The following is an 18,970-nucleotide window of genomic DNA, read 5'->3' as shown; positions in this document are numbered from 1 at the left end:
TCATGTCGAATAAAAATCATCACGACAAAATTGAGCGCAGCGTAGGTCTGTTAGCCATTTTAACCATAGTGGCCATCAGTTTTGGTACTTTGGTACTGATCACGCCACTGTTTTTCCTGGACGAAACCACTCAGCCGGTTGATGGTATGGTGCCCTACACTGCCCTGCAGTTGGAAGGTCGCGACATCTATGTCCGCGAAGGCTGTGTTGGCTGTCATAGCCAGATGATCCGCCCATTCCGCGCTGAAGTAGAACGCTATGGTCACTATTCGGTAGCCGGTGAAAGCGTATGGGACCACCCTTTCCTGTGGGGGTCAAAACGTACTGGTCCGGATCTGGCCCGCGTTGGCCAGCGCTACAGCGACGACTGGCATTATGCGCATTTGATGAACCCACGTTCAGTGGTGCCACAGTCAAATATGCCGGGTTATCCGTGGTTGGATAAAAACACCCTGGACGGCAAGCACACAGCCCGCAAAATGGAAGTATTGCGCAGCTACGGCGTACCATACAGCGATGACGATATCGCCGGTGCAGCAGAAGCGGTAAACGGCAAAACTGAAGTGCAGGCTCTGATTGCGTACCTGCAATCATTGGGCACTCACCTGAAGTAATGCTGATGGAATACTCAACTATACATAGCATCTTTACCGTGATTTTGTTCGTCGCTTTTATTGCCTACGTTATCTGGGCTTTTGGTAAAAAGCGCAAAGCGGATTTTGATCAGGCGGCAAACCTGGTATTTGACGACGAACAAAAAGCACCACACAAAAATAAACAGGAGTCCGATCATGAGTAGCTTTTGGAGTGCTTGGATCATAGTGTTAACCCTGCCGGTGCTTATCGGCTGCGCAGTACTGTTAAAATGGAACCTGACCAACCATGTTGGCGTTCCTGAAGATCAAAACACCGGCCACGAAGTAGACGGCATTGAAGAAATCAACAATCCGCTGCCACGCTGGTGGACTTACATGTTCGTCCTCACCCTGGTTTGGTCGGTTTTTTACCTGGCCGCTTATCCGGGTTTGGGGAACTGGCAAGGTTTTTTAGGTTGGACAAGCTCAAATCAGGGTATTAAATCACTGGAAGAGTCTCGTTTAGCGATAGAAGAAGGCCGGGCGCAGGGTAAATTAGTTGAACTGGACCGTGAATTGGCCCACGCTGATGAAGTTTATGGTCCGGTGTTTCAGCAGTTTGCTAAACGTGATGTGCTGGACTTAGCGTATGATGATGATGCGTTTAAAATTGGTCAGCGGTTATTCCTGCAAAACTGCGCGCTGTGCCATGGCTCAGACGCTCGCGGTCAGAACGGTTTTCCTAACCTGACCGATAATGACTGGCTGTATGGCGGTACACCAGACAAAATTAAAGAAACACTGTTGTTCGGCCGCAAAGCTGCGATGCCGGCCTGGATTGATGCGCTTGGCGAGCAAGGTGTAAAGGAAATGACCGCCTATGTACTGAGTTTATCCGGTCGTAGTGTTAATGACCGCGACGCCGAAGCCGGTAAAGCCAAGTTTGCCCTTTGTGCGGCCTGTCACGGCGCAGATGGTAAAGGCAGCCTGGCACATAACCTGCCATTTGGTGCGCCAAACCTGACCGACAATACCTGGCTTTATGGCGGTGGTTCTGCTTCGGCAGTTGAAGAAACGCTGCGCAACGGCCGCTACGGCCAGATGCCTGCCTTTAAACACACCTTAGGTGAAGATAAAGTGCACATCCTGACTGCTTATGTCTATCGACTGGCACACCCGGAACAACCAGCAGCGCAGTAGTCAACTGAGATACTGAACTGTGATATATTAAGCCCCGCTCCGGGGCTTAATATTATCCGGCCTGTTTAAACTGTTTGAGGTTGTTATGCAGCAAGACACTAAACCCTGGTACAAGCAGCTGTGGCCCTGGGTATTAATTGCCATTCCTATTGTTACCGCAATTAAAGCAGTACACACCGTCGTAATCATGCAACAACATTCACCTGATCTGGTGGTCGATGACTACTACAAAGCCGGCAAGGCAATTAATATGCAGCTGGCGAAGTATCGTGAGGCGGCACTACGCAATCTTAATGCCCAGGTATTACTGGCCGGTAACCGGGCAGTAGTGCGGTTTAACGAGAATTCCGTACTGGAAGGCAGTCTGCATCTGGACTTTTATCATCCAACCCTGGCTGAGCGCGATTTTGCCGTCGACGCTGAGCGCAGTGGCGAATTACTGTATGTTGCCACCATGCCGGTAACGCCGGAAGGCAAGTGGCAATTAGTAGTATCTGATGCGTCTAAACAATGGAAATTGCGCGCAGAGCTGCAACTGCCCAGCACGGCTGAGATTAAACTCGGTTACTGACGGAATACTAAATTGAGCGCAGCGCGTTGCTTTCATTGTGATGAAACCGTACCAGATAGCATTCACCTCAGCCTGATGTTTGACGGCCAAAGCCGCGCGTTTTGCTGCGCCGGTTGCCATGCTGTTGCCGACACCATCATTCAAAGTGGCCTGGCCGACTATTATCGTTTTCGCACTAAGCCAGCCAGCCGCACTGAACCGCTGCCCGATGCGGTAGCAAGCTCGTTACAAAGTTTTGATGCACCCGATGTACTGGCCGATATTGCCCGCCAGCACGGCGATATTACCGAAATAGAGCTCTCTGTCAGCGGTATCAGCTGCGCTGCTTGCGCCTGGTTGATTGAAAAGCATCTGAAGCAGCTGAGCGCAGTAAGCAAAGTCAGTGTTAACTCTGCCACCCAACGCTGCCATCTGAGTTGGCGCAGTGATATTACACCGCTGAGCAGCATATTAGCTGAGCTGAACAACATTGGTTATCAGGCCAGCCCTTTTGTCGCCGATCAGGAGCAGCAGCAGTTTAAAGCGGAGTTAAACCGCTTTTTAAAACGCTTAGCGGTGTCTGGCATTATGACAATGCAGGTAATGATGCTGGCGGTGGCGTTGTATTTTGGCGACTATACCGGCATTGAAGCGTCGCATCAGGGCTACCTGCGCTGGATCAGTTTGTTGTTAACGCTGCCGGTGGTGCTGTACGCTGCCCTGCCCTTTGTTCATAGTGCCTGGCGAGGTGTCAAAGCCCGCCAGCTCAATATGGACGTGCCGGTAAGCCTGGCCGTTTATTACACCTTTTTTGCTTCAGCTTACGCCACTGTGTTTAATACCGGTGAAGTGTATTTTGAATCTGTCTGTATGTTCACCTTTTTACTGCAACTGGGTAAATTTTTTGAATACCGCGCCCGCTCGCAGGCCCGTGATGCCACCAGTAATCTGTTAAAAATTATGCCTGTAAGCGCAACCCTGCTGCGCGATGAAGAGCAGATCATCGTGTCAGCCCGGCGGTTAAACAGTGGCGACCGTATCCTGGTAAAGGCTGGCGAAACCTTTGCCGCAGACGGCACGGTATTGCAAGGTAGCAGCTCTGCCGATGAATCGATGCTTACCGGTGAATACCGTCCGGTTGGTAAAGCTGTTGGTGACACAGTGCTGGCCGGCAGTATTAACCATGATGGCGTACTGACTGTGCAGGTGCAGGCGGCACTGGCTACCTCCAGGCTGGGGCAAATTATCGCCCTGCAACAGCAAACGCTGAGTCAAAAACCGGCTGTGCTGCAAAAAACCGATAAATTAGCCCGTTATTTTGTTGAGCGTCTGCTGTTAATAGCGGCCGCAACCTTTATATTGTGGTACTTCTGGCTTGATGCTGACAGGGCATTCTGGGTAACACTGTCGGTACTGGTTGCCACCTGCCCCTGTGCGCTGAGTTTGGCTGCGCCGACCGCTATTACCTGTGTATTGGCCAATCTTAACCGGCAAGGCATATTGATAAAACGCTCAGCAGTGCTGGATGTATTACCCGAACTTAGCCATATCGTTTTCGATAAAACCGGCACCCTCACCGAGGGGCGCTTTTCATTGGCTGCTGTGCAGTGTTATCACGACGACTACAGCCAGGCCGACTGCCTTAACCTGATTGCCAATCTGGAAGCTTACTCTGAGCACCCGATCGCCAGGGCCTTTGCCCCTTACTTACAACAGCGGCTGCAGCTGGAGCAGCCGCAAATTTGTGTCGGTGCCGGCATCAGCGCCGTGTATCAAACTACACAGCTTAAAGTGGGCAGTGCGCAGTTTTGCCAGCTTAGTAACCCCACCGATGCCATGGTATACCTTACGGCAGATAATAAGTTACTTGCTGCTGTCACCCTGACCGATGCACTGCGCCCGGAAGTACCTGCACTGCTCGAACAGCTGCGCCGGGCTGATTATAAACTGGTGATGCTAACCGGCGACAGTTCAGAGCAGGCCGATATATTGCAGCAACAACTACAGTTTGATCAGCTGGTAAAAGGCTGTAGCCCGGAGCAAAAAGTACAGCATATAAACCAGCTGGTACAACAGGGCCATAAAGTGCTGATGCTGGGTGATGGTATCAACGACAGCCCGGGGTTTAATGCCGCCCATGTTTCGGTAACGCTACAAACCGGCAGCGACTTATCAAAAAATCAGGCCGATGTGGTATTGTTGCAACCCAGTATCGCCTTGCTGGCACAGCTGTTAGCGGGCAGCAGCGCCGCCCAGCGCATTATTAAACAAAACCTGGCCTGGTCTGTTGGCTACAACCTGTTGATAATCCCGCTGGCCATTGCTGGCTTAGTGTCGCCTTATATAGCAGTGCTGGGTATGTCATTCAGCTCCTTGCTGGTGGTGTCTAATTCGTTAAGGTTGCTTAGAAAATGAGTGTGATTTACGTACTAATCCCGATAGCAATCCTGTTTGTGATGATAGGTCTGGCAGTGTTTTTCTGGGCAGTTCGCAGCAAACAATTTGAAGATTTGGATAAAGAAGGCTTCAGCATCTTATTTGATGATACTAAGCAAACAACACCACAGCAAAAATCAGCCGATGATAAGGCACAGCAGTGAACGCTGAGCTGGCTGCGGCACTGTTGATCGGTTTACTGGGTAGCAGCCATTGTCTGGTAATGTGTGGTGGTATTGCCGGTGCTTTACAACTTAGCATGTCGGGATCAGGCCAGCATAAAGTAGTGCTGCAACTGCTTCTCAGTGCCGGCCGGTTAAGCAGCTATGCCTTGTTTGGCGCTGCTGTTGGCTATTTTGGTGCCAGCGCTATGCAGCTTGCCGGCGCATCGTTACTGTGGTTACGCTTGCTGGCTGGCGTATTACTGTTAATGATGGCGCTATATATCAGCCGGCTGTGGTTTGGTTTGCTGGTGTTAGAAAAACTGGGCCAGCATATCTGGCGTAGGGTGCAACCTGTAGCGCAAGGCTTGTTGCCACTTAACAGCGCAGCTAAGGCCTATGCTTATGGCCTGTGCTGGGGAGCTTTGCCCTGTGGCCTGGTATACAGTACTTTAGGCTGGAGTCTGGCCAGCGGCAGCGCCGGTATGGGAGCACTGCTAATGCTGAGCTTTGGTATAGGTACCTTACCGGCCATACTGCTAACCGGCTCTGCGGCAACACTGTTGCTAAAACTAAAAAGCCATACCGTATTCCGTTACAGTGCGGCTTTGCTATTAGCTATTTATGCCATTTATACGATTTGGCTTGCTATGCGCCGGTTGGTTTTTTAAGCTAGCGGCTGTCGGTATTTCAGAGAAAAGTGAAGGACATTGATATGCAACGCTCAGCAATAAACTGTCAGGATTGCGGCTTTAGTCAACTTTGCCTGCCCTTTTCTTTAAACGACAGCGAAATGACCCGGCTGGACGATATTATTCAGCGTAAGCGGCCGTTGCATAAAGGCGATATGCTGTTTGAAGCAGGTAATGCGCAAAAATCGCTGTTTGCTATCCGCACCGGTTCTTTTAAAACGTTTACCTTAACCGAGCAAGGTGAGCAGCAAATTACCGGCTTTCATTTGCCGGGCGATATCGTCGGTTTCGACGGCTTAAACAGCCAGCAACATCCAAGCTATGCTGAAGCGCTGGAAACAGCCATGGTGTGTGAAATTCCACTGCCAAATCTTGAATCACTGCTTGATCAGCTGCCGCGCTTGCGCCAACAAATGATGCGGCTGATGAGCCAGGATATTCAGGCCGATCAACAAATGATGCTGTTATTAAACCGCAAAACCGCCGAGCAAAAGCTGGCAACCTTTTTATCGCAGTTGGCCCAGCGTTACGCCAGCCGGGGTTTTTCTGCCAGCGAATTTCGTCTTACCATGACCCGCAGTGATATTGGTAATTATCTGGGCCTAACGGTAGAAACTATTAGTCGCCTGTTAAGCAAGATGGATAAAGAGCAGCTTATTGGCGTTGACGGCAAACTTATCACGCTGCGTGATGCACCGGCACTGAGTAAACTGGCCGCGCTAACCGCGCACTGCTAAATTCCGCTAGTTTAGGCTCCATTTGACCTGCATCAGGTTCCCGCACAGCAAATCAGGCTAGTTTAGCTACACTTAACTAAATTTGATTGCAGTGGAGCCTGTTATGTCTGAATTTAATCACATTCTGGTGGTCATCGACCCCAGCGCTGAACAGCAAAAAGCGTTAAACCGTGCTGTACAACTGGCACGCTTACAACCTTGTAAACTCACCGCTTTTGTCTCGGTATATGATTTTTCCTATGAAATGACCACGATGTTGTCCGGCGAAGAGCGTGAATCTATGCGCCAGGCCGTTATTAAAGACCGGGAGCTCTGGCTTAGTGATTATCTGGCGGCACCGCGCGCAGGCGGTATAAATATTGACGTTAAGGTCGTGTGGCACAACAGGCCGTTTGAAGCGGTAGTATTGGCGGTGCTGGAAGACGGTTATGATCTGGTGATTAAAGGCACTCATGATCATGATGTGCTCAAATCGATGATTTTCACCCCAACCGACTGGCACATACTACGCAAATGCCCCTGCCCGGTGCTGTTGGTAAAAGATCATGACTGGCCACAAGGCGGTAACATAATTGCTGCGGTAAATGCCGGCAGCCAGCAGCAACAACATCAATCTTTAAATCAACGCGTGATAACCCAGGCACAAAAGATGGCCGCTATGCTGCAGGCCAGTCCTCATCTGGTTAACGCCTTCCCAGGCACACCGGTTAATATTGCTATTGAGATCCCGGAATTTAATCCGCAGGAATACAACAGCACGATGAAGGCGCATCACACTGATGCTGTTACAGCCCTGGCCAAACAACACCATATCGACACTGCGCAGTGCCATGTGCTAGAAGGTATGCCTGAAGATGTGATCCCACAACTGGCCCAGCAACTGGATGCCGAAATGGTGGTCATCGGTACTATAGGTCGCACCGGCCTGTCAGCCGCAATCATAGGTAATACCGCTGAACATGTAATAGATAGGCTGGATTGCGATGTATTGGCAATGAAACCAGATGACTTTGTTTGCCCGATGCAGAAAAACTGAGTTTTGCTGCGTTGCCGGCTTTGGTATTGCGGCGCACTTGGCTATAATGTGCGCCATTTTTATCAGTGGTAACTGTTATGACGCACGCCGCCCAAGCCAAAGCTCAATATAATCTGAACAAACTGCATAAACGTCTGCGCCGTGGTGTCGGACAAGCGATAGCCGATTTCAATATGATTGAAGAAGGCGACAAGGTGATGGTGTGTTTATCCGGCGGTAAAGACTCTTATACCCTGCTGGATATTTTGCTGAACTTACAGCAATCTGCGCCGGTTAACTTTTCGCTGGTAGCGGTAAATCTGGATCAAAAGCAGCCAGGCTTTCCGGCCGATGTACTGCCGGCTTATCTGAGTAGCATAGGGGTAGATTTTCAAATCGTCACCGAAGACACCTACTCGATTGTGAAAGAAAAAATTCCTGAAGGCAAAACCACCTGCTCGCTGTGTTCGCGTCTGCGCCGTGGCATTTTATACCGTACAGCTAAAGAGCTGGGCGCGACTAAAATTGCTTTGGGTCATCATCGCGATGACATGCTCGAAACACTGTTTTTGAACATGTTTTACGGCGGCAAGATGAAATCAATGCCACCTAAGCTGGTAAGCGACAATGGCGAGCATATCGTTATTCGACCTTTGGCATACTGCAAAGAAAAAGATATTGAAAAATACTCTGTTGCGCGCGAGTTTCCGATTATCCCCTGTAATTTGTGCGGCTCACAAGACGGTTTGCAACGTCAGGTGGTGAAAGAGATGCTGCAGGATTGGGATAAACGTTTTCCCGGCCGGATTGAAACCATGTTTCAGGCCATGCAAAACATAGTGCCGTCACATATGGCAGATAAAGCGCTGTTTAATTTTGCTGCACTGACTAAAGACACCGAACTGACTGAACGCGATACCGCTTTTGATAAAGAGTCGGTACCGGCAGTACCAGTAGGCCTTGATACAGAAGACAATAGTGATGCCGATAGCCCGGTGCAAATTATTGCGCTGAGCTAAGCGGATTACGACAAAGGCACGCCTTTAGGGCGTGCCATTGTTTATCAGCGGCAGCAAGTACAAAGGCCGGCGGCTAAACTGCCAGTGTCCTGACATTGCAGCTGCATCATCGAGTTTAATTTCACAGCGATCTTTTTCACACACTGTTATGCGTTTAGCCGCCGGATCTAAGGTCGGTGTATCATCATCAGCCAGCTGCACAATAACGCCGGCTACATCAGGCAACCAGTATTTACCCAGACCCGCCATATCATCCAGCAATACATCAAACTGCTGCTGGTAATGTGCCAGAGTGGCATAGTCTAACGTCATTGGCAGACGCATCCGCGAACGCAGCCGAAACTGCACCTGGCAGGGCTCTGCATTGTCTGCCTGATACACCTGCAGTAGCGCATTGCTGTTCTTTAACGCTTCATCATACGGCAGACTGATTTCGCCATTGCCGGCAGTATCGAGGCTGATATCATGCTGATCACTTAGCAATTTCAGGCTATAAAAGCGGCAAGGTTGGCCGCTGCGCTCGCCAATTAACGCAAATGCCAGCGTTATATCACTGTATTCGGGTTGCTGTAGTTTTTTCATCCGACCATAGAAGCCGTTATAGTGCAGCTGCAAATCAGCATAGGCCGGCATTGCCAGCAGCGTAAGCAGCATAAACAAAGATCGCATATTATTCTTCCAGCAGCTTGCGGTTAAAACGGATCATGCCGCTGATTTCAGCAATATACTCATGCCCACGTTCTGAATAGGCCCCAAGACCAGCGGCTAACGCCTCGCCTCGTACGGGCTTACCTTCGCTGCGCAACCTGGCTCTGATAGTGCGCAGTGTGTCATAGGTATGAAAGGTGTTCAGGTTGTAAAAATAACTTTTTATGCTGGCGCCCGGACCGCTGAATTTGGCGACCTCATGGTTTTGCCCTTCAGTTCTGGATTGCGGTACCAGGCCACAGCCTTCGCGAAAACACCACTGGCCAAAAAAGTTATAGCCTTCGACGGCAAAGCGGCTGGTGCCCCAGGCTGATTCATTGGCCGCCTGCATCAGTACCAGTGTGTCCGGTATTATATCTACCCGCTTTAACAACTCCTGCAGCATGGTTTGATCGGTTTCGGCTACATCCATGCGAAATTCATCGTACAAACTGTACAGGAAGGCATATTCCTCCAGAGAAACACGCATGCGTTTTTGCTTTTTCTGTTGTATATCGAGCAATTGCTCACGCAACGAACGCAAACGGGCATTTTCACGCTTCACATATGGCCGCAAATAATTGAAAAACGCCCGTTTTCTATCGGTGATATTGCTGATGAGATTAAAATCCGGCAATGGCTTAAATACCACCGCAGGTTGCGTATACGCCAGCCGGGCTAATACCTTTTTCTGATCGGCAGCGCTTAGCGCCGTCAGACGGTTTGGCTTTTGCCAATCCTCCAGCGAGTCCAGCTGTTTTACCGGTTCAAGCTCAGTAAAAGGGCTGACTGCCGCCGCCACTACGGCCAGCCAAAACAACAGTATTATCAATCTTTTTAAAAACATCTATCACCTTGAGGCTACGACTGCACTGCATAATGCACTGCTTTGCTAACCAATTTATTACAATATAAAGTGGCCATTTTACCTGCTAGCGTAGTTTTATACGATGAAAAACTGAAATAGTGCAGTTTTTTTCTATTTTGCCCGACCTTGCCCATTGCCAGCGCACCTTGGGTATGACACCGTATAGCTTTGGTTATTCAGCAGTCCGGACGTATAGAAAGTGGAGTTTTAAGGTCATTGTTATGAAACCGATTGAGCGCTCATCAAAGTTAGACGGCGTATGTTACGACATCCGCGGCCCTGTGGCACAAGAAGCCCGGCGCATGGAAGAAGAAGGCCACCGTATTCTTAAACTGAATATTGGCAACCCGGCGCCTTTTGGTTTTGAGGCCCCGGATGAAATTTTAAAGCATGTGATCCACAACCTGCCCACTGCACAGGGTTACACTGACTCGCAAGGGATTTATCCCGCCCGGGTAGCGGTGGCGCAGTATTATCAGCAACGTGGTATTTTGGGTGCTGACGCTGACGATGTTTATATTGGCAATGGCGTGTCAGAGCTAATACTGATGTCACTGCAGGCGCTGCTGAACAACGGCGACGAAGTACTGGTGCCCTCGCCTGATTATCCGCTTTGGACAGCCGCCGTTAATCTGGCCGGCGGCAAAGCCTTGCACTACCGCTGTGATGAACAACAAGATTGGTATCCGGATCTGGCTGATATCAAGGCTAAAATTACGAAAAAAACCAAAGCCATAGTGCTGATTAATCCGAATAACCCTACCGGCGCCGTATACGACAAGGCCTTTTTACTGGAGCTGTTAAAAGTAGCCCGTGAACACCGCTTAGTGGTATTGAGCGACGAAATTTACGACAAAGTGCTGTACGACGGTACTGAGCATGTCAGCACAGCGTCGCTGGCAGATGATTTGATCATGCTAACCTTTGGTGGCTTGTCAAAAAACTACCGTATTGCCGGCTTTCGCGTTGGCTGGTTATTTATTTCCGGCGCAAAAAGCCTGGCGCGCAACTATATTGAAGGCCTGAACGTGCTGGCGTCAATGCGGTTATGTGCCAATGTGCCGTGTCAGCACGCCGTGCAAACCGCACTGGGCGGTTACCAGAGCATTAACGAGCTGGTGGTGCCAGGCGGACGCTTGTATGAGCAAATGGATTTGGCGCACCGACTGGTAACACAAATTGACGGCATTAGCTGCATGCGTCCCAAAGGTGCCATGTATTTGTTTCCGAAAATTGACCGCAAGAAATTCCGTATAAAAGATGATGAACTGTTTGTGCTGGATTTTCTGCGCCAGCATAAAGTCTTACTGGTGCACGGCAGAGCCTTTAACTGGCCGGAGCCGGACCACTTTCGCATCGTGTTCTTGCCACATAAAGAACAACTGGAAGCGGCTATTGCTAAGCTGGCACAGTTTTTACCCGGTTACAGCCAGTAAATTATCCGCAAAAAAGGCAGCCTGGCTGCCTTTTTATTTGCCGTCACGGCAATGCTCACCACTGATTTCAAATTCGATTGTGGTATGGCTCAATTTGTAGGGTGCCAACACTGCCGCTATTTGTTGTTTGTAATGCAATTGCCGCTCAGCATTGGCCGGCGTGGCAATTTCTACATGCATCGTCAGCACATGCTGCTCGCCATCAAGAGACCACAGATGCAGATGATGAATAGATTCGACAAAATCCAGCCCGGATAACTGGTTGCTGATTTGTTGTTGTAGCTGTAGATCCGGGCTTACCTGCAAAAACAGCGCTAACGTCTGACGTAAGGCTTTTAACACGTTTAGCAAAATAAACAGCGTAAAAGCGATGCTCAGTGCCGGATCAAGCCAGGCCCAGCCGGTAAAATACATCAGAACAGAACCCAGCAGTACAGCAACCCAACCCAGCACATCTTCAAGTAAATGCCAGCTCAGCACTTTTTCGTTCTGGGTTTTACCACTGCGTAACCGCAGCACCGCCATACCGTTAACCGCTACTCCTAAAATGGCTAACGCAAACATACCGCCGACATGCGGCAATTGTGGCTGCCATAACCGGGGTATAGCTTCAGACAGCACCCAGGCTGAGCCGAGTAACAAAATTACACCGCTGATTAACGCACTGAGCAGCGACCAACGCCGGTAACCATAACTGTAACGCTGAGTTGGTTGTTTCGCCGCAACCTTACTGGCGACCCAGGCAAAGGCTATCGCCAGGCTATCACCCAGATCATGGATGGCATCGGCAATAATCGCCACACTGTTAGTCAAGATGCCGCCGACTATCTCTATTAATGCAAAACCAAAGTTAAGCCAAAACGCCAGCGCAATATTGCTGCTTTCAGCCGGCGTATGGTTGTGGCCATGCGGATGTTGGTGCGATGCATGTGAATGCGGCGGATGAGCGTGTTGCGTCATAACTAACGAAGCAGCCTGATAGTCAATTTAAACCAGCTTAAAAGTAAAATCAGGCAGATACAATGTCACAGCGCGAATTATCTTCGTACTTGTATCTGTTTACATAACACAGTAGTCTGACAGCATTCTACAGCCGTCCATACTGCTAATAATAAATGACAACTGCTTTTTCTTTTAGCCAGGCTTTTGAAAGCCTGACCAACTATCTTGCCGGTGTAGTGTTTTATGCGTTTGATATTAACGGTGTCAGCATACCACTGGTGTTGATTTGGCTGGTTTGTGGCGCAGTTATTTTTACCTGTTATCTTGGTTTTATTAATGTACGCGGCTTTGGCCATGCTATCCGCTTGTTGAAAAACAATAAGCGCACTGGCGCCAAAGGTGAGATCACCCCTTTTCAGGCGCTAAGTACCGCACTGTCAGGTACTGTCGGTACCGGTAATATTGCCGGCGTTGCGGTTGCCATTAGCCTGGGCGGACCGGGTGCGACCTTTTGGATGATTGTCGCCGGTTTGCTGGGGATGTCGACCAAATTTGTTGAATGCACACTGGCGGTGAAGTACCGGCAACTTAATGCCGACGGCAGCGTATCCGGTGGCCCGATGTACTACATCAAAGCCGCATTAGATAAATGCAATTTGCCGTTAACCGGCACTGTGCTGGCGATGGCCTTTTCGGTATTTGTTATTTTTGGCTCTGCCGGTTTTGTGCACGTTAATCAGGGGTTTGTGCAGGTAAAAACGGTAACCGGTTTTGCAGATCCCTGGCTGTTTGGCGCTATTTATGCCGCTCTGGTCGCGGCGGTAATCATTGGCGGTATCAAAAGCATAGCCCGTGTCACCAGTATGCTGGTTCCGCTAATGTGCGCGGTTTATTTACTGGCTTCGTTATGCGTAATGGCAGCCCATGCCAGCGCTATTCCGTCAGCTTTATTGTTAATAGTGCAAAGCGCGTTCAGCCCGGAGGCCGGTTATGGCGGCTTAATTGGCGTGCTTATCCAGGGCTTTCGCCGCGCAGCCTACTCTAACGAAGCCGGTATTGGTTCATCACCTATAGCGCATGCTGCGGCGCAAACCGATCAGCCGGTAAAACAGGGTTTTGTTGCTCTGCTGGAGCCTTTTATCGATACCGTTGTTATCTGCACTATTACCGCGCTGGTGATTATCCTCACCGGTGCTTACCAAACTCCAGGGCTTGATGGTGTGCAAATTACCTCCGGCGCTTTTGCATCGGTATTTAGCTGGTTTCCCTGGGTGCTGATGGTAGCGTTACTACTATTTGGCTTTTCTACAGTGATCAGCTGGTCATATTACGGCTTAACCGGTTGGCGCTATCTGGTTGGGCAGGATAAACGTTTAACCCAACTGTATAAGGTGCTGTTTTGCTTTATCGTATCAGTTGGTGCCGTACCCAATATCATGGCAGTATTTGATTTTATCGACTCGATGATTTTTTTAATGGCGGTACCAAATATTCTCGCTCTGTATTTGCTGCTGCCCGAAGTTAAAGCCGACTTACGCGCTTACTGGAAAACAACACAGGCCGCTTAAGCGGCCTGCTCTACTGCAGCAATTTTTGCTTTTGGCTCAGCAGCCGTTTTGGCAGCTTTATCTGTTTTAGCCGGTGCTTTTTTTGCCCCTAAAGCTATCAGCAATTCGTCTTTTTGTTGCGCCATATATAAGGCTAACGCTTCTGTAACCGTGTCGTCAGCCAGTACTTTGCTATTGGTTAAAAAGGTTGTCAGTTCATCCGCAGTATCCAGCATTTTGTCATAGGCATCCGCCTCTGCTTTTGAAGTAAACGTCATTTTTTCCACTCCATTGCGTTCTACTACATATCTGGTGATAACAGCCATTTGTGCCTCCTGTTTTAATTACTGTTATTTTATACAGTATAAAAACAGAACTGTCTAATCTTTTTATTGCCACCTTTGTCTACTCGAAGTTTAACCCCAGTTAACGTACTATAGCCAGGCGAGTACCATGCGGGGATAAGCGCTTTGCGCGTTGAATTAACAAGGATAATCATGACACAGCAGCTTTGGTCTGAACGCCGTTTTGGCAACAGTAATAACCGACCTGGTGATCAGCGTACGCCCTGGCAGCGCGATCGCGCCCGCATTCTGCACTCGGCAGCGTTTCGCCGGCTGCAGTCAAAAACGCAGATCCTCGGTATTGGCCAAAACGACTTTTACCGTACCCGGCTAACACACTCGCTGGAGGCTGCACAAATAGGTACCGGCCTGGTTAGTCAGCTACGCAGCCGGGTTTCCGCTGCACTGGTTGCCATACTGCCCGACGACAGCCTGATGGAAGCGCTGTGTCTGGCACACGATATTGGCCACCCGCCTTTTGGCCATGGCGGTGAGACGGCACTTAACTTTAAGATGCTGCACGCCGGTGGCTTTGAAGGCAATGGCCAGACGTTACGTATCGTAGCCAAACTGGAACCCTATACGCTGGCGCACGGTATGGATCTGTCACGCCGCACCTTGCTGGGGTTATTAAAGTATCCGGTGCTGCAGCCCGATTTGCAACAACAGCCATTGCCCGGCATAAACCCGCTAAATTTAACACCCTGGCAGCCGGCCAAAGCCATTTTTGCTGCTGACGCCGACATTTTAGACTGGATCTTAGCCCCGCTGAGTACCGAAGATCGCGTATTGTTTCAAAGCACCGAACAGCTGGAGAAATCGCCTTACATTAAATCACGCTATAAATCGCTGGATGCCTCTATCATGGAGTTAGCTGACGATATTGCCTATGGTGTGCATGATTTAGAAGATGCCATAGTGCTGGGAAATATCAGCCAGGCACAGTGGCAGCAGCATACGGCCGATGATTGGGCGGCATTGCCAAAACAGTTACAACCTGTGCTGCAGCAAATTGGCAGCGATTTATTCAGTAATCAGCATCACTTGCGAAAAGATGCGATTGGCTCACTGGTAAATATGCTGATAAGTGCAGTTACGCTATCAGAAGTATTGCCGCAGGCAGCAGAGCCTTTGGTGCGCTATAACGCTACGCTGGCGGCAGCGCCGCTGACCATTTTGCAATGTTTAAAACAGCTGGTATATCGCTGCGTCATCTTAAAACCCGATATTCAGCAATCACGCTTTCGCTGTCAAAACATGCTGATGGCATTGTTTGATGCCTTCAGCTCAGATCCGGCGCGGCTGCTACCGGCCAATACCCAGTTACGTTGGCAGCAGGCTGAAAACGAGCAAAAAAGCCGGGTGATCTGTGACTATATCTCCGGCATGACAGATGATTATGCCGAGCACATGTACCGCCGCCTTTACGCCAGCGGCGTTTAATAACTAAGGATAAGTTGTAGTGACAACATCGGTTTTACGCGTTTTGGCCGGGCCAACTGCACTGGCACGTATTAAACAACATGGTTTGGATCAGGCTGACTTTAACGTAATGGTTGGCGCCAGCGGCGGGCCGAAGTGGTTTAGTCTGTTTGGCCTGGATCAGTATTTATTTGGCGAATTCTTTCAAGGCCGCAGCACACCACTGCATATTTTAGGCAGCTCGGCTGGTGCCTGGCGTTTTGCCTGCTTTGCTCAGGCTGATCCTGTTGCGGCATCACAACGCTTTTGTCAGGCCTACAGCCAGATTTGCTACCCCAAAAATGCGGATATTAACCTTATTAGCGAACTTTCTGCCGCTATTATTGATGCGGTATTACCAACAGAGCAGCATATTACCGAGGTGCTGACAAACCCGGTTGTTAAACTGAATCTGGTTGTCGCCAAAGCGCGGCGAATGTCTACCGTACGGCATAAACTGCTGCAGGCGGGTGTGCTTACCTTAGCTGCCGGCGCTAATCTGCTGCACCGTAAACATTTGCAGCATTTTTTTCAGCGCGTGCTGTTTCACAGCCCGGGCGAGCCGGCACCTTTTCATTACGCCGGCATACTGCCTACCCAACACGTTGAGTTAAACCAGCAAAATCTGCGTCAGGCGGTGTTGGCCAGCGGCGCTATACCCATGGTATTAAACCCGATAGAAAATATCGCCGGCGCCGGCCAGGGTTTGTATTATGATGGCGGGGTAACTGACTACCATTTTGACTTGCCGTTTACGGACGATGGCCTGGTACTTTACCCGCATTTTTACCCGCACCTGACTCCAGGCTGGTTTGATAAAGCTTTAAGCTGGCGCCGCAGCAAGCCGGCGCATTTACACAATGTGGTATTGCTGTGCCCGTCAGATAGCTGGGTGAAATCTTTACCTTTTGGCAAAATTCCGGATCGTAACGATTTTAAATTACCAGACAATATCAGGCTCGATTACTGGCAGCAGGTGATTAATCGCTCACATGAATTGGCTATTGCGCTGCAACGCGGAGACTTTCAGCTGGAAGCGATATAAAGTGGCGAATTTTCCGCCAGTTAGCGCAGCAACATATCAATATACTGTTAGCGGTTTGATTTTTCAGGTTAAACTAGCCGCCTGTTTTAGTTTCAGGGAAGTAACATGGCTGCACGCGATCCTATTACCAATACGGTTAAACTGGTTGAGAGCAACCAACGCCGCCGGTTAAACCGTGCTTTAGCCTTACAACAAGGTGAAATATCTAATTTGAGTTTCTGGGTAAGCCAGATCTCTATGATTGTTGCCACTGTGCTGGGCGTCTATCTGGCGGCTCAGCAGGGCTTACAGCAAGCCGTTACGTTTGAGCAGATCCAAAGCGACAAAAGTAACTATTACCTGCGTAAATCATTGCAACACGAGCTCAGCGATAACCTGCAGTTAATCCAGCAATATACCGAACAGATTAAAGGTGCCGGCGCGCACAACATCAAACGCTTTGGCCTGCAGTTGGACACCTTTGTCTGGGAAAGTATGAAGTTCTCCCCCGCCACCTTGGAAACGCCGTCTGTTTTACTAAGCGAAAGCCGTAAATTCTATCGTGAAGTTAATGATATTCATCTTAAAATTCAAAGCAGCTTTTACAGCAGCCATCACGGCTCCAAACTGTTATTAGCCCAGGTAGCCCATATGCAAACGCAGGTATTGCCGTTGTTTGAAACTGACACCCATCAGCTGAAACAAGCGCTGGCACAGCAAAATGTTGAGGTAGATTAAGTGAAACGAGCACAGTTATATTGCCCTTGTTGTCAGGGCCAGTCACTCCAAACTGTTGAGTTACACGCTCAGCAAGTCGACCGCTGTCAAAAGTGTAACGGCCTGTGGTTTGACGATAAGGAATTGAGCGATGCCATAGCCCACAGTAGCGCGTTAACAGATGCCTATTGTGTAAAGCAAGGTTTTGGCGAAAAACTGGAGCAACATCAGTATCATTGCCATCGCTGTGATAAAAAAATGCAGCAGTTTCATCTGTTGAAAGATTACCAGGTAACGTTAGACAAGTGCAGCCACTGCAACGGTATTTGGGTAGATGGCAATGAAGCTGAGCAAGTACTGGCCGCACCTAAGCTACAGGCAGCATTAACAGAGCTGAATAAAAAAGTCTGTGCAAAAAGCTGGTTATTTCAATTTTTTACCCAAATGCCAAAAGAGTACAATATTAAACCGCAGCGCACGCCGCTGGTTACCTGGACCTTGCTGGCACTGAATATCATTATTTTCTTGCTATATGGTTTTGATGAGCATGCTACCGAACAGGTGTTTAGCGTTTTTGCGTTAGATTCTGTGGCACTGGGTCAGGGCGATTTATGGTGGAGCCTGCTTAGCTACCAGTTTTTACATGGCGGCGTTTTGCATCTGCTGGGCAATATGTATTTTCTTTGGATCATTGGCGACAATCTGGAAGATGCACTGGGACCCTGGGCTTTTCTGGCGGTTTATCTGCTGTGTGGTGTTGCCGCTGCACTGGTTGAAATGCTGATGTGTTACCTGGTAGATCGCGATTTACTCATGGTAGGCGCCAGTGGTGCCGTGGCTGGCTTATTTGGTATGTATTTATTGTGGTTTCGCCACGCCAGCCTGACCTTTATGTTTGTTGTCTGGCAGAAGAAGCTCAATCCGGCCTGGTACTTTGCTATCTGGGCGGCACTTAATATTCTGGGCTTACTGGCGGAAGATTTGAGCGTAGCTTACTGGGCGCATTTAGGCGGTCTGGCAGCAGGTTTAGTGGTGGGCGTCTTGCTAAAAGAAAAAGTACTGGCGCAAAACCCGTTGCTACAGTTATTGCAGCAGCCTGAGGCGAAAATACAACGTTAACCCTATCGCAGGCCAGGCCTGTAACGGAGCTTTTAATGACAACTTCTTTGCTGCTAACACTGTTTATTGCCATGCTACTGCCGTTTTTGGCCAAAGCACCGCTGGCGTTTGCCATGCAAAAGTCCGGCGGATACGACAACCATAACCCGCGGGCGCAACAAGCAACACTACAAGGCTTTGGCCAGCGCGCCAACGCGGCACATTACAACAGCTTTGAAGCCTTATTAATTTATGCCTGCGCTGTATTTACCGCTGTAGGCTTAAATGCAGTAGATCAAACCATCGTTATTTTAGGCTGGGTGTTTATCGCCAGTCGCATCGCCTATCTGCTGTGTTACTGGCTCGACTACGCCACCACCCGTTCAGTCATGTGGCTGGTGGGTATCGTGGCTGCGTTTGTGATTGCCGGACGTGCGGTGTTGCTGTAGTAGCTGGTAAGT

Annotated in this window: 21 protein-coding genes; 17 read left to right on the top strand and 4 right to left on the bottom strand. The window is 49.5% G+C overall.

Annotated features, from left to right (window positions below; all coding sequences use genetic code 11):
- Positions 1-2 precede the first annotated feature (2 nt).
- From ccoO to ttcA, 10 genes are all read left to right on the top strand, one after another.
- On the top strand, positions 3-614 hold the full coding sequence (gene ccoO / locus MN202_RS10730; RefSeq protein WP_335736118.1) for a cytochrome-c oxidase, cbb3-type subunit II: 612 nt from the start codon (positions 3-5) through the stop codon (positions 612-614).
- 5 nt (positions 615-619) lie between these two features.
- Positions 620-799 carry a cbb3-type cytochrome oxidase subunit 3 gene (locus tag MN202_RS10725; RefSeq protein WP_335736117.1) on the top strand — a complete coding sequence of 60 codons (180 nt, stop codon included), beginning with the start codon at positions 620-622 and terminating at the stop codon, positions 797-799.
- Positions 792-1,775 (top strand): cytochrome-c oxidase, cbb3-type subunit III, encoded by a 984-nt coding sequence (gene ccoP / locus MN202_RS10720; RefSeq protein WP_335736116.1) that lies wholly within the window; start codon positions 792-794, stop codon positions 1,773-1,775. Before MN202_RS10725 ends, ccoP begins: the two co-directional genes overlap by 8 nt.
- 85 nt (positions 1,776-1,860) lie before the next feature.
- Positions 1,861-2,346, top strand: a complete 486-nt coding sequence (locus MN202_RS10715; protein WP_335736115.1) for a FixH family protein — start codon at positions 1,861-1,863, stop codon at positions 2,344-2,346.
- Between the two features lie 12 nt (positions 2,347-2,358).
- Complete coding sequence (locus MN202_RS10710; protein WP_335736114.1) at positions 2,359-4,740, top strand: heavy metal translocating P-type ATPase; 2,382 nt, start codon at positions 2,359-2,361, stop codon at positions 4,738-4,740.
- Complete coding sequence (gene ccoS, locus MN202_RS10705; RefSeq protein ID WP_335736113.1) at positions 4,737-4,925, top strand: cbb3-type cytochrome oxidase assembly protein CcoS; 189 nt, start codon at positions 4,737-4,739, stop codon at positions 4,923-4,925. The genes MN202_RS10710 and ccoS overlap by 4 nt, the downstream gene beginning before the upstream one ends.
- Positions 4,922-5,593, top strand: coding sequence for a sulfite exporter TauE/SafE family protein (locus MN202_RS10700; RefSeq protein WP_335736112.1), 672 nt, complete (start codon positions 4,922-4,924; stop codon positions 5,591-5,593). The genes ccoS and MN202_RS10700 overlap by 4 nt, the downstream gene beginning before the upstream one ends.
- Before the next feature lie 29 nt (positions 5,594-5,622).
- On the top strand, positions 5,623-6,351 hold the full coding sequence (fnr, locus tag MN202_RS10695) for a fumarate/nitrate reduction transcriptional regulator Fnr (RefSeq protein WP_335736111.1): 729 nt from the start codon (positions 5,623-5,625) through the stop codon (positions 6,349-6,351).
- A 103-nt stretch (positions 6,352-6,454) separates the two neighbouring features.
- Complete coding sequence (gene uspE / locus MN202_RS10690; protein WP_335736110.1) at positions 6,455-7,387, top strand: universal stress protein UspE; 933 nt, start codon at positions 6,455-6,457, stop codon at positions 7,385-7,387.
- A gap of 77 nt (positions 7,388-7,464) precedes the next feature.
- A complete protein-coding gene (ttcA, locus tag MN202_RS10685; protein WP_335736109.1) occupies positions 7,465-8,385 on the top strand; it encodes a tRNA 2-thiocytidine(32) synthetase TtcA in 921 nt (306 codons plus the stop codon).
- Between the two features lie 24 nt (positions 8,386-8,409).
- Here the strand turns inward: ttcA and MN202_RS10680 are convergent, their stop codons facing one another.
- Positions 8,410-9,054, bottom strand: coding sequence for a DUF2987 domain-containing protein (locus tag MN202_RS10680; protein WP_335736108.1), 645 nt, complete (start codon positions 9,052-9,054; stop codon positions 8,410-8,412).
- A 1-nt stretch (position 9,055) separates the two neighbouring features.
- Positions 9,056-9,919 carry a glucosaminidase domain-containing protein gene (locus MN202_RS10675; RefSeq protein ID WP_335736107.1) on the bottom strand — a complete coding sequence of 288 codons (864 nt, stop codon included), beginning with the start codon at positions 9,917-9,919 and terminating at the stop codon, positions 9,056-9,058.
- A gap of 242 nt (positions 9,920-10,161) precedes the next feature.
- On the opposite strand from MN202_RS10675, the gene MN202_RS10670 reads away from it, so the two are divergent.
- Positions 10,162-11,376, top strand: a complete 1,215-nt coding sequence (locus MN202_RS10670) for a pyridoxal phosphate-dependent aminotransferase (protein ID WP_335736106.1) — start codon at positions 10,162-10,164, stop codon at positions 11,374-11,376.
- 33 nt (positions 11,377-11,409) lie between these two features.
- Here the strand turns inward: MN202_RS10670 and MN202_RS10665 are convergent, their stop codons facing one another.
- A complete protein-coding gene (locus tag MN202_RS10665; protein WP_335736105.1) occupies positions 11,410-12,336 on the bottom strand; it encodes a cation diffusion facilitator family transporter in 927 nt (308 codons plus the stop codon).
- A 155-nt stretch (positions 12,337-12,491) separates the two neighbouring features.
- Between MN202_RS10665 and MN202_RS10660 the strand changes: the two genes are divergently transcribed.
- Positions 12,492-13,886 carry an alanine/glycine:cation symporter family protein gene (locus MN202_RS10660; RefSeq protein ID WP_335736104.1) on the top strand — a complete coding sequence of 465 codons (1,395 nt, stop codon included), beginning with the start codon at positions 12,492-12,494 and terminating at the stop codon, positions 13,884-13,886.
- Here the strand turns inward: MN202_RS10660 and MN202_RS10655 are convergent.
- Entirely contained in the window at positions 13,883-14,191 is a 309-nt protein-coding gene (locus MN202_RS10655) for a YebG family protein (protein ID WP_335736103.1), read from the bottom strand. The two genes, MN202_RS10660 and MN202_RS10655, sit on opposite strands and share 4 nt — an antisense overlap.
- Before the next feature lie 171 nt (positions 14,192-14,362).
- Between MN202_RS10655 and MN202_RS10650 the strand changes: the two genes are divergently transcribed.
- From MN202_RS10650 to MN202_RS10630, 5 genes are all read left to right on the top strand, one after another.
- Complete coding sequence (locus MN202_RS10650) at positions 14,363-15,652, top strand: anti-phage deoxyguanosine triphosphatase (protein ID WP_335736102.1); 1,290 nt, start codon at positions 14,363-14,365, stop codon at positions 15,650-15,652.
- A gap of 19 nt (positions 15,653-15,671) precedes the next feature.
- The gene (locus MN202_RS10645; RefSeq protein ID WP_335736101.1) at positions 15,672-16,715 is read left to right on the top strand and encodes a patatin-like phospholipase family protein; all 1,044 of its coding nucleotides are present in this window, start codon (positions 15,672-15,674) and stop codon (positions 16,713-16,715) included.
- Positions 16,716-16,820: 105 nt separating this feature from the next.
- Complete coding sequence (locus MN202_RS10640) at positions 16,821-17,432, top strand: hypothetical protein (protein ID WP_335736100.1); 612 nt, start codon at positions 16,821-16,823, stop codon at positions 17,430-17,432.
- Positions 17,433-18,530 carry a rhomboid family intramembrane serine protease gene (locus MN202_RS10635; protein ID WP_335736099.1) on the top strand — a complete coding sequence of 366 codons (1,098 nt, stop codon included), beginning with the start codon at positions 17,433-17,435 and terminating at the stop codon, positions 18,528-18,530.
- A 35-nt stretch (positions 18,531-18,565) separates the two neighbouring features.
- Positions 18,566-18,958 carry an MAPEG family protein gene (locus tag MN202_RS10630; protein ID WP_335736098.1) on the top strand — a complete coding sequence of 131 codons (393 nt, stop codon included), beginning with the start codon at positions 18,566-18,568 and terminating at the stop codon, positions 18,956-18,958.
- Positions 18,959-18,970 lie beyond the last annotated feature (12 nt).

Source organism: Rheinheimera muenzenbergensis, assembly GCF_036984005.1.
Classification (GTDB): Bacteria; Pseudomonadota; Gammaproteobacteria; order Enterobacterales; family Alteromonadaceae; genus Alishewanella; species Alishewanella muenzenbergensis.
Note: the sequence above shows the minus strand (reverse complement) of the source record. Positions and strands in the feature narration are given on the sequence as shown.